Source organism: Rhodococcus sp. NJ-530 (assembly GCF_003860625.1).
GTDB lineage: Bacteria > Actinomycetota > Actinomycetes > Mycobacteriales > Mycobacteriaceae > Rhodococcus_F > Rhodococcus_F qingshengii.
Map to the genome: position 1 here is coordinate 1,900,760 of NZ_CP034152.1, position 11,706 is coordinate 1,912,465.

Below are 11,706 nucleotides of genomic sequence, written 5' to 3' on the forward strand. Positions count from 1 at the left end.
GCGACGCAGCCCCCGCAGAACACCACCAGTGTGCGGCGCGTCGCAATCGCGAGTTGCATCGGCACGACTATCGAGTTCTACGACTTCTTCATCTACGGAACCGCTGCGGCACTTGTCTTTCCGACGGTGTTCTTCCCCGCGCTCGGTGCCACTGCGGGAACTGTCGCATCGTTTGCGACTTTCGCAGTCGCATTCATCGCCCGGCCCGTCGGCGCAATGTTGTTCGGACACTTCGGTGATCGCATCGGTCGCAAGAAGACGCTGATCTCGACGCTCCTGCTCATGGGTATCTCGACGCTCCTGATCGGCTTGCTGCCGGGTGCTGCAACCATCGGTGTCGCGGCCCCGATCATCTTGGTGCTCTTGCGATTCGGCCAAGGTTTCGCGGTCGGTGGTGAGTGGGCAGGCGCAACCTTGCTCACCGCGGAATACGCTCCGCCGGGCAAACGTGGTCTGTATGCGATGTTCCCGCAGCTCGGCCCTGCAATCGCCTTCGTTCTCTCGAGCAGTACCTTCCTCATCACCGGCGCAGTTCTCGGCGACACCAACCAGGCTTTCCTCGACTACGGCTGGCGTATCCCGTTCCTGTTCTCCATCGTGTTGGTCGGCATCGGCCTCTACATGCGACTCGCTATCGAGGAGACTCCCGTCTTCAAGGCGGAGCAGGCAGAGCGCGTCGCTGAGCAGAAGAACGAAGCACCACGCACCCTCCCGTTCCTGGATGCTTGGCGGTTCCAGACCAAGGAGATCCTGCTCTCGGCAGGCGCCCTGGCTTGCCTGTTCGCGTTTTTCTACATGGGCACGGCTTTCCTGACGAGCTACGGAACAAAGACCCTCGGCTTCTCCCGTCCGTTCGTCCTGTCGGTCGGTATCGCTTCCGCGGTTGTCTTCGGTGCGGCGATCGTCGTTTCCGCTCTGTACTCGGACCGCATCGGGCGCCGCAAGGTCATCATGATCTCGTGTGGTCTGGCCGTCGTCTGGGCGCTGGTGCTGTTCCCGCTCCTCGACACGGGATCGCCGATCGCGTTCATCATCGGAATGTTCGGCACGCTCATGATCTTCGGAATCGCCTACGGCCCCTGCGGTGCGCTGCTTCCGGAAATGTTCCAGACCCGCTACCGCTACACCGGTGCCGGCCTCGGCTACAACCTCGCCGGAGTGCTCGGTGGGGCAGTGCCGCCGCTGATCGCCGCACCGCTGGCCTCGGCCTACGGGAGTATGGCCATCGGAGTCATGCTGGCGATCCTGGGTGTGTTGAGTCTGGTCTGCACCTGGGCACTCGTCGAGACCAAGGACCACGCGCTGTAACCACTGTGCGCCTTTATTAACCGCCGGCGGTTAATAAAGGCGCACAGCAGGCGGGTGGGGTGTCCGGACTCTGAACAGTTACGGCCACCCCGCACCGGGAAGTATGTCGTGCATCACACCGAATCGAGTAAATTCGTAGATGAGAGGGTCCGCTGCGGCGGCCCCTCTCATAGGTGCCTGAACAGGTAACCGGAGAGGACAGAACACATGAGTACGCCGCTGCCCAGCTATACGTCCGGAGTATGGGACGGTCCGATGCTGGGCGACACCATCGGAGACAACCTCGATCGCACGGTTGCCGCACACGGCGACCGCGATGCGTTGATCGACCATGCCAGCGGTCGACGATGGACGTACCGGGAGTTCGCCGAGCAGGTGAACGGGCTCGCTGCCGGACTACTTTCCCGTGGTGTGGGGAAGGGCGATCGGGTAGGAATCTGGGCTCCCAACTGTCCGGAATGGACGTTCACGCAATACGCGACGGCAAAGGTCGGCGCGATCCTGGTCAACATCAATCCGGCGTACCGCTCGCACGAGTTGCAGTACGTACTCGAGCAGGCCGGGATCTCGACGCTGGTGTCTGCGGCCAGCTTCAAGACCTCGGACTACGCGTCGATGATCGAGACGGTGCGGCCGCAGTGCCCGGATCTGACGTCGGTGCTCCTGCTCGGTTCACCCGAGTGGGACGCGGTGCTTGCAGACGGCTTGGCGGCGCAGGCAAGCGATCCGGCTCCGCTCGCCGCAGCCCAGGCCGCGTTGTCGGCCGACGACGCGATCAACATCCAATACACCTCGGGTACTACCGGTTTCCCGAAGGGCGCGACGCTCAGTCACCACAACATCCTCAACAACGGCTATTTCGTCGGCGAGTTGTGCCACTACAGCGAGGTCGATCGGGTGTGCATCCCGGTGCCGTTCTACCACTGTTTCGGTATGGTAATGGGCAACCTTGCGTGCACCAGTCACGGTGCTGCCATGGTCATTCCGGGTCCGGCTTTCGATCCGCGTGCTTCGCTCGAAGCCGTTCAGGCCGAAAAGTGCACGTCCCTCTACGGCGTTCCGACGATGTTCATCGCGGAGTTGGCGTTGCCGGACTTCGACAGCTTCGATCTGTCGTCCCTTCGCACCGGCATCATGGCGGGCTCGCCCTGCCCGGTCGAGGTGATGAAGCAGGTCATCGATCGCATGGGCATGTCGGAGGTGTCCATCTGCTACGGCATGACGGAGACCTCGCCGGTGTCGTTGCAGACCCGCTCGGACGATTCGATCGAGCAGCGCACCGAAACGGTCGGACGGGTAGGGCCGCATCTCGAGATCAAGATCGTCGATCCGGCAACCGGATTGACGGTGCCCCGTGGCGAGCCGGGTGAACTGTGCACGCGTGGTTACTCGGTCATGCTCGGATACTGGGAGAACCCGGAGAAGACCGCCGAGGCGATCGACGCTGCCCGGTGGATGCACACCGGAGACATCGGAGTCATGGACGAGGCCGGATACGTCGCCATCACGGGACGCATCAAGGACATGGTCATCCGCGGTGGCGAGAACGTCTATCCGCGTGAGATCGAGGAGTTCCTCTACACCCACCCCGACATTCTCGATGCGCAGGTCATCGGTGTACCCGACGCAAAGTACGGCGAGGAATTGATGGTGTGGGTCCAGATGCGCGAAGGTGCAGACGATCTCGACGCCGATTCGGTCCGCGCGTTCTGCACCGGCAAGCTCGCGCACTACAAGATTCCGCGGTACGTCCATGTCGTCGACGAGTTCCCGATGACAGTCACGGGCAAGGTCCGCAAGATCGCGATGCGAGAACAGGCGATCGAATTGATCGGTCAGGCCTGAGAGTATGTCCGCGAACCCAGGGGAGCGTGAGCCGGTACGCCCCGAGATCGCGCTCTCCTGGAAGCGTTCTCGACTCAGTGGCCTCGACCCGTCGTCGGCCATCGCCGTGGACACCGAGGAGCAGGACGGTGAGTCTCGTCTGCTCCGGGCAGCCGCACCCGTGCTCGACGAAGTTTCGCAACAGATCGCGGGCACCGGTTTCTGCGTGCTGCTTGCCGATCGAGAATGCCGCGTCGTCGCTTCGGTGTACTCCGACAGTCGCGTCGAGCGAACGATCGAGCGGTTGGGCGTCGTCAACGGTTCACGCTTCGGCGAAGAGCACGCCGGCACCAACGCGCTCGGTACGCCCCTCGAGGTCGGACGAAGCGTGGTGATCCACGGTGACGAGCATTTCCTCGACAGCCTCAAGGGTTTGAGCTGCTACGGACAGCCGATCCTGCATCCCGTCACACGTCGTGTCGAAGGCATTCTCGACATGACCGGCGTTGTCTCGCAGGCCAACCCACTGTTCGCGCCCTTCCTTGCGCGTGCTGCAGCGGACATCGAGAAACGGCTGCTCGAAGGCTCGAAAGCATCGGAGCAGCGGCTGGTCGACGCATTCCAGCGAGTTTCACATCAGCGCCACATTGCCGTCGCGGCCATCGGCGACGACATCCTGCTGAGCAACCGAACCGCTTTGGATTTGCTCGACACCGCAGACCATGTATCGCTCCGTTCCTTGATTGCCGACCTGAATCCGGACCAATCACGATTGGTGACAGTCGAATTGGCGTCCGGCGCTCTGGCGCGAGTTCAAGCCGACCGGATTTCCGGGGCTGACGGTGGTGCGCTCTTCCTGGTCGAACCACTCCAACGGGAACGGGCACCGATCCGCAGAACGCACGAGCGGGCACCGTCTCCGGGCGAACGACTGCGGCGCGACCTGATGCGGGCGCGGGCAACCTCTGCCGCCGTGGCGATCTCTGGTGAAGCGGGATCCGGCCGAACCTCGGCTGCATCGGACGTAGTCGGCAGTGTCGATGCGAGTTGGCTCGATGCCACGCGAATCGCGTTCGACGGCCGTGAGCAGTGGGTCACCGATCTCGTGCGAGCAGCCCGTAAGCGTTCGGGCGTGGTCGTGATCGAACAGGTACAACTCCTTCCTGACTCGGTGTTGCCGCTGGTCGCAGACCTGATCGACGCCAGCGCCGAGGGGCCGAAAATCGTACTGACCAGCGGAGCGGCAGTTGATCTTCCGCCGACCATCGCCGCGCTGCTCTCACGATGCGCCTCCCGGGTTGTCATCACCCCACTGCGCGAGCGACAGGCTGAGATCGCCGAGTTGGCACAAGTCATGTTGGAGGGGATCTCGCCAGAACTGAGGTTGACCGCCAGCGCTGCCGAAGCACTCGCGGCGGCCAACTGGCCGGGCAACCTGGCCGAATTGCGCGTCGTGTTGAATCGCGCCTCGGATGTACGCTCGAGCAATCGCATCGACGTCGCTGATCTGCCCGAGGACTATCGCACCACGACCAAGGTGTCGCGGTTGGCAGGGCGGGAGAAAGCCGAGCGCCAGGCGATCATCGGAGCGTTGAAAGACTGCGGCGGCAACAAGGTTCACGCGTCGGCGCAACTCGGAATCAGCCGAAGCACTCTCTATACACGGATGCGGGCGCTCGACATTACTGTGTAGTTTGCTGTCCGACTTCAGTTGTACAAAGTTCGGACAGTTAGCACCCCTGGAAGCGCGGAAGTATGGCGTGCATCACATTCGCACCTCACTACTTCAGGGGAGTTTCCGATGACGGCAGTAGCCGAACACACCATCAGTTCCGCGGTACAGGGTTTCCTGAACGGACCGAAGAAGCTCTACATCGGCGGCGAATTCGTCGACGCCGCTTCGGGTCAGACCTTCGCGACGTACAACCCGGCTGACGGACAGAAGCTCGCAGACGTGGCACACGGTCAGGCCGAAGACATCGACCGCGCGGTACGTGCCGCTCGAACGGCTTTCGAGGACGGCCCCTGGTCACGTATGAAGGCAAACGAGCGCGAGCGGATGATCTGGCGCGTCGGCGACATTCTCAGTGCTCGTGCCGAGGAATTCGGTCAGCTCGAAGCTCTCGACAACGGCAAGTCCGTTGCCATCGCCACCGCCGTCGACGTGGCTTGGGCCGCAGACGTTTTCCGCTACTACGCGGGTTGGGCCACCAAGATCGAAGGCAGCACCGTCAACGTGTCGATGCCCTTCTCTCCGGGCGGCGAGTTCCACGCCTACACCCTGCGTGAGGCGATCGGCGTCTGTGGACTGATCGTGCCGTGGAACTTCCCGCTGCTGATGTCGTCGTGGAAGCTCGCCCCCGCGCTCGCCGCCGGCAACACGGTGATCCTCAAGCCCGCTGAGCAGACCCCGCTCACCGCACTGCTTCTCGCGGAGGTCTTCGAAGAAGCAGGCTTCCCGCCCGGCGTCGTCAACATCGTTCCCGGCTTCGGCGATGCAGGTGCTGCTCTGTCCGGCCACGACGACGTGGACAAGGTTGCGTTCACCGGTTCCACCGAGGTGGGTAAGAAGATCGTCGACGCCGCCAAGGGCAATCTGAAGAAGGTTACGCTCGAGCTCGGTGGCAAGAGCCCCAATATCGTGTTCGCCGACGCCGATTTCGATTCCGCGGTGGAGGGTTCGCTCAACGCGTGGCTGTTCAACCACGGACAGTGCTGCGTTGCGGGTACTCGTCTGTACGTCGAGGACACCATCTTCGAGAAGTTCACCGAGGCCGTCGCGCACGCAGCGAGCCAGGTCAAGATCGGACCCGGCCTCGATCCCACCACCCAGCTCGGACCGCTGGTCTCGCAGGAGCAGTTCGACAAGGTGACCGGCTACCTGCGTGAGGGAATCGCCGACGGCGCACGTGCACTGACGGGCGGCAACCGCTGGGGCGATCAGGGCTACTTCGTCGAGCCGACCGTCTTCGTTGACGTCAAGCCCGAATTCTCCATCGTTCAGGAGGAGATCTTCGGACCCGTCGTGGCGGCGCTGCCGTTCAATGCGGACGACGGACCGATCACTGCCGCAAACGATTCCATCTACGGCTTGGCCGCCGGCATCTGGACCCGGGACATTTCCAAGGCTCACCGCACGGCGAAGCGCTTGAAGGCCGGTTCGGTGTGGATCAACCAGTACAACGGCTTCGACACTGCAATGCCCTTCGGTGGATACAAGCAGTCCGGCTGGGGCCGCGAGCTCGGCGCTTCGGCTATCGATCTCTACACCCAGACCAAGGCCGTCAACATCGCTCTCTGACCGACCCCATCGCTCATTCTCTCGTCCGACAATCAAGGAGATCACCAGTGAAGACCAAAGCTGCTGTACTGCTCGAGCCCGGAAAGCCTTTCGAGATCATGGAACTCGACCTCGACGGCCCGGGTGTGGGTGAGGTACTGATCAAGTACACCGCTGCCGGACTGTGCCATTCGGATCTGCACCTGACCGACGGTGATCTCCCGCCGCGTTACCCGATCGTCGGCGGACACGAAGGCTCGGGCATCATCGAAGAGGTCGGCCCAGGCGTCACGAAGGTCAAGCCGGGCGACCATGTCGTGTGTAGCTTCATCCCCAACTGCGGCACCTGTCGCTACTGCTCGACCGGTCGCCAGAACCTCTGCGACATGGGTGCCACCATCCTCGAAGGCTCGATGCCCGACGGTTCCTTCCGTTTCCACGGCAACGGAATGGATTTCGGCGGAATGTGCATGTTGGGAACGTTCTCCGAGCGCGCCACCATTTCTCAGCACTCGGTAGTCAAGATCGACGACTGGCTTCCCTTGGAGACAGCGGTGGTCGTCGGCTGCGGCGTGCCTTCGGGTTGGGGAACGGCAGTAAATGCCGGTAACCTTCGCGCCGGTGACACCGCTGTGATCTACGGCATCGGTGGTCTCGGCATCAACGCCGTCCAGGGCGCCGTTTCGGCCGGCTGCAAGTACGTCGTTGTGGTCGATCCGGTTGCTCTCAAGCGTGAGACCGCACTGAAGTTCGGTGCAACCCATGCCTTTGCAGACGCCGAGAGCGCTGCTGCCAAGGTCAACGAGCTGACGTGGGGACAGGGTGCCGACGCTGCGCTCATCCTTGTCGGCACCGTCGACGAGGACGTGGTCAGTGCAGCGACGGCAGTGATCGGCAAGGGTGGCACCGTGGTGATCACGGGACTCGCCGACCCCGCCAAGCTGACCGTTCACGTGTCGGGTACCGACCTGACGCTGAATCAGAAGACGATCAAGGGCACGTTGTTCGGGTCCATGAATCCGCAGTACGACATCGTGCGACTGCTGCGTCTCTACGATGCCGGTCAGCTCAAGCTCGACGAACTGATCACCAACACCTACAGCCTCGAAGACGTCAACAAGGGCTACCAGGATCTACGTGACGGCAAGAACATCCGTGGCGTGATCATTCACGACAAGTAACCCCAAGTGCTGTGCGCCTTTATTAACCGCCCGCGGTTAATAAAGGCGCACAGCACTATTTCTTGGCTTTCGACAAAATCTGCATCAACTGAAGTAGCGCCGAGAACTTCGCGAACACCGAGCGCGAGACCACCGGACCGAAAGCCGCGGTGTCGGTTGCGTCGAAGGCGTCGAGCAGATCCCGAAAGCTTTCGATCTGCTTGATCATCGCGTCCAGGTCGACGTGCGTGACGGCGTCGGCTTCGCGCAGAGCGAGCAGGTACTGCGGCGCCGTCACCAAGGCGACCGCCGGGATCTTCCGCTCGAACAGTGGTTCGCCCTCACCGAAATGAATGACCGGTCCTGGCGCCACGATTCGGCGATCGCCCGCTCCAATGTCGCGCCACAGCGGTGCAACGATGTCGTGCACTTCCCGACTCGTCGCGTAGAGCAGTTCCGGTTCCGGAGTGGTCTCCAAGGCATAGCCGCCGGTCGAGTTGTCCTCGGTATCACCCAGTGCGCCGAGGTGCTCGATGGCGATCCCCGCTACGGCGCGCGCCTGACCGGCTTCGCCCTTCCACATCTCGGGGTGCGCTTCGAGCCAGGTGGACGTTGCCTGTCCGTGCTTGGACACCGCTGGAATACGAAGGTGGCCAGTCGTCAGGACAAAAACGTACGACCGTCGATGCGGCTGCGCCACGGCGTGCCGCGCCAAGGCCAACATTCCCAGATGGCCGTTCTCCTCGACACCGTTGGTTCCGTCGCTGTGAGTGATGAGCAGAATCGTCTCTTCGGGTGAGGTTCCGGGGGACACCGCCCACACCGTGTCGGTCCGGGTGTCCGGATGCAGAGTCGCATCCAGTACCAGAGTCGCCAGCTGACCGGAGCGAGCTGCAGCGACAACCTTCGCGCCCTCGTCGCCGGCCACCCAGACGGCGGGGATGTCGTGATATGGCTGCGTGAACGGAAGATATTGTCCCAGTGCGTTGTCCGGAGCGATGTCACGCCACACCGCGATCACGCCGAGGACACCGGCCTTGCGGGCCTTGTCGAGCTTCGGGCCCAGAAGTGTTGCGGAGAGAACCGGATTTCGAAGTGTCTCGTCGGTGGCGATCGGGCCCCACTCGCTGACCAGTAGCTTGCGGGGGAGATCGATGTGCGGGATCTCGATCACTGCGATCGCGCCCTTGGCCGCCGACCACTTGGGGCGTCGCGCGCTGACGTAGACCAGGGGAGCGGAGATTCCCTGTGGCCCGGTCAATCCGGAGTAGGGGAATGCGGACGAAACTCTGATCGGTCCCGTCGGCAATTCGATGCGAAGTCCGTCAGGTGTCGCCGGCAGATCCCAGCGTTCGAAAGTGTGTGAATCACGCCGGACGTCGAGGCCCAGTTCGGTCAGTTCGTTCGCGACTTCTTCCACCACCTCGTGGTGTGCAGGAGAGCCCGTCAATCGTGGGCCCAGCGCGTCGAGTCGCTGTTGGCCGGCAAGGAGGAGATCGCGATCGACGGCCTGGCCGTGATTCATGGGATTGCCTTTCGTACTACGTGGCGTCTGCTCTGGCGAGGCGCCTGCCCGTGTCGTGTCCACGGTACCGAGCGGTCTGAAAACGGGACGAAGGCGCGTCGGATATGCCGTTTTCGCAGATATACCGGGTGCCAACAGGCCGATCGGTCCGTACCGTATGTCCCTGGCACCGAAAGACTCCGTGTTCTTCGGACAGACCAGTCCACGGCGAGAGAGGCCTACGTTGGCTACGTATCTTTACAGGTTGGGGAAGTTTGCTTTCCGCCACAAGTATCTTGTGGTGGCCGCGTGGATTATCGTGATCGCGGTGGTGGGGGGCGCAATCAGCGCCACAAATCCGACGTTCTCCAAAGAATTCAATCTTCCGGGCACTGATTCCCAACGTGCGACCGAGTTGATGAACGAGAACTTTGCAGCGGCAGCAGAGCAACAAACTCAGGCGTCGACCAGCATTCTCATCGCGGCAGACGACGGACTTGCCGCACACAGCGATCAGATCGACCAGTTGATCGCGCAGGCGAAGACGTTGCCGGATATCGTCGATCCCGAGAAGATCGTCAATCCGGAGACCCTCGCGGAGGCAAATCCGGCGGTGGCGTCGGCCGTTCTCGGCGACAACGGCAAGGTCGGGCTGATCCAGCTCAATCAGTCGATTCGCATCGAGGATCAGACACAGGCCAACAAGACGGCGTTCCTCGACTTGATGGCAAAATTCCGCACCGGTGGCCTGCAAGTCGAAGGCACCGGTTCGATGATGCAGGTACAGGCCGCAGGTGGTCTGTCGGAGATGCTCGGCTTCGCGGTGGCGTTCATCGTGATGATCGTGGCGTTCGGCGCGCTCATTGCGGCCTTTATTCCGCTGTTCACCGCAATTCTGGGAATTGCGCTGGCCACTTTGACGGTCACACTCGGTTCGGGCTTCTTCGACATCAACGAAGGCGTCACGGGAATCGTCACGATGATCGGCATCGCAGTCTCGATCGACTACGCGTTGTTCATCGTTTCGCGTTACCGCAGTGAGCTCAATTTGGGCGGAACGAGGGAAGCCGCTGCCGGGCGCGCAGTGGGTACTGCCGGTTCGTCCGTCGTCTTCGCCGGCCTGACGGTTGTGGTCGCGCTGGCAGCCCTGGCGGTGGTCGGGGTTCCGATGATCACCCAGATGGGAATCTCTGCAGCGGTTGCCGTCATCATCGCCGTCCTCGGCGCAATCACGTTGATCCCGGCTGTCCTGGGTATCTTCGGCAGATTCGCGTTCTCGCCTCGTATCCCCGGGCTTCGCCACGGTGACGAGCCCGAGACGATGGAATCCAACGGACATCGCTGGGCCAAGATAGTCACCAAGTACCCGTGGCCGATCGCGGGTGCTGCGCTGGTGCTTCTGGTGATCGCGGCTATTCCGATGACGAAGCTCGAACTCGGACTCTCGTTCACTCAGGACGAAGAGCGGCCGGCACTTGCCCTGCTGCAACGTGGGTTCGGTGAAGGCGTCAATGGCGAATTGTTCGTCGTGCTCGACGCGCCTGACGGCACCGACATCACCGCGATTGCCGAAGGCACTGTCGCGCACATCAAGGGCCTCGACAACGTCGCAACTCCGGATCAGTTGATGTGGGTCGGAAACGGACCGGACGCAGCAAACCCGATGGCGGGCGCCAACTCTGCGCTGATCGCGGTCACCCCGCAGATGTCACCGAGCGGCCCAGAAACCCACGAGCTGATGAATCAGATCCGGGATTACGGATCGACGGTGAAATCGGAAGGCGCAGAACTCGGTGTAGCGGGGCAAACCGCGATCGTTGCCGACATGTCGTCGAAGCTCAGTTCCGCGCTCATCCCGTATCTCATCGTGGTTGTGGGGCTGGCGTTCATCATCATGATGGTCGTCTTCCGCTCGATCCTGGTGCCGCTGACCGCAACTCTCGGATTCCTGTTTTCCGTCTGTGCGACCTTCGGCGCCACGGTGGCCATCTTCCAGGAGGGCGACTTCGGGCTGATCGAGCACACACAACCCATCATCTCGTTCCTGCCGATCTTCATGATCGGTGTGGTCTTCGGGTTGGCGATGGACTATCAAGTGTTCCTCGTGACGCGAATGCGCGAGGAATACGTGCACGGATTGTCGACCAAGGACGCCATCATCTCCGGCTACACCCATGGTGCTCGCGTGGTCGCGTCGGCGGCCATCATCATGATCTCCGTGTTCGGCGCATTCATGCTGTCCTCGGAGACGACAAGCAAGATGATGGGCTTCGGCCTCGCGGCTGCAGTCTTCTTCGACGCCTTCATCATCCGCATGATCGTGATCCCTGCGGTCATGTCGATTCTCGGTGATTCGGCATGGAAGTTGCCGGCGTGGCTCGACAAGATCCTGCCGAACGTCGACATCGAGGGTGAAGCGATTCGACGGATTCCGATCGAGCAGGATCCGGATTCCGATCCAGACCCGAATCAGGTGCCTGTGAGGGTGTAAGCACTCAGGCAGTCAGAACGGGGTGCCGGTTGCACAGCAACTGGCACCCCGTTCTTCTGTGTTCATACGGAGCCCGCGCGATAGGAAACCATCCGGTTGGTAACAGAAATTGCTGTGATCGCGACAGGAATTCCAGAGG

Annotated in this window: 7 protein-coding genes; 6 read left to right on the top strand and 1 reads right to left on the bottom strand. The window is 62.1% G+C overall.

Annotation, left to right across the window (positions count from 1 at the left end):
• Positions 1–30: 30 nt before the first annotated feature.
• The 5 genes from EHW12_RS08990 to EHW12_RS09010 all read left to right on the top strand — a co-directional run bounded on the left by EHW12_RS08990 (position 31) and on the right by EHW12_RS09010 (position 7,593).
• Positions 31–1,308 carry an MFS transporter gene (locus EHW12_RS08990; protein WP_125052559.1) on the top strand — a complete coding sequence of 426 codons (1,278 nt, stop codon included), beginning with the start codon at positions 31–33 and terminating at the stop codon, positions 1,306–1,308.
• A 207-nt stretch (positions 1,309–1,515) separates the two neighbouring features.
• The gene (locus tag EHW12_RS08995; RefSeq protein WP_039973143.1) at positions 1,516–3,153 is read left to right on the top strand and encodes an AMP-binding protein; all 1,638 of its coding nucleotides are present in this window, start codon (positions 1,516–1,518) and stop codon (positions 3,151–3,153) included.
• Between the two features lie 4 nt (positions 3,154–3,157).
• Positions 3,158–4,825: a helix-turn-helix domain-containing protein gene (locus EHW12_RS09000; protein ID WP_125050511.1), complete on the top strand. Its 1,668-nt coding sequence runs from the start codon at positions 3,158–3,160 to the stop codon at positions 4,823–4,825.
• 108 nt (positions 4,826–4,933) lie between these two features.
• The gene (locus EHW12_RS09005; protein ID WP_019744236.1) at positions 4,934–6,433 is read left to right on the top strand and encodes an aldehyde dehydrogenase family protein; all 1,500 of its coding nucleotides are present in this window, start codon (positions 4,934–4,936) and stop codon (positions 6,431–6,433) included.
• Between the two features lie 47 nt (positions 6,434–6,480).
• Positions 6,481–7,593 (top strand): NDMA-dependent alcohol dehydrogenase, encoded by a 1,113-nt coding sequence (locus tag EHW12_RS09010; RefSeq protein WP_003942086.1) that lies wholly within the window; start codon positions 6,481–6,483, stop codon positions 7,591–7,593.
• A 55-nt stretch (positions 7,594–7,648) separates the two neighbouring features.
• Here the strand turns inward: EHW12_RS09010 and EHW12_RS09015 are convergent, their stop codons facing one another.
• Complete coding sequence (locus tag EHW12_RS09015; RefSeq protein ID WP_125050512.1) at positions 7,649–9,097, bottom strand: hypothetical protein; 1,449 nt, start codon at positions 9,095–9,097, stop codon at positions 7,649–7,651.
• Between the two features lie 223 nt (positions 9,098–9,320).
• On the opposite strand from EHW12_RS09015, the gene EHW12_RS09020 reads away from it, so the two are divergent.
• Positions 9,321–11,567 carry an MMPL family transporter gene (locus EHW12_RS09020; protein WP_125050513.1) on the top strand — a complete coding sequence of 749 codons (2,247 nt, stop codon included), beginning with the start codon at positions 9,321–9,323 and terminating at the stop codon, positions 11,565–11,567.
• Positions 11,568–11,706 lie beyond the last annotated feature (139 nt).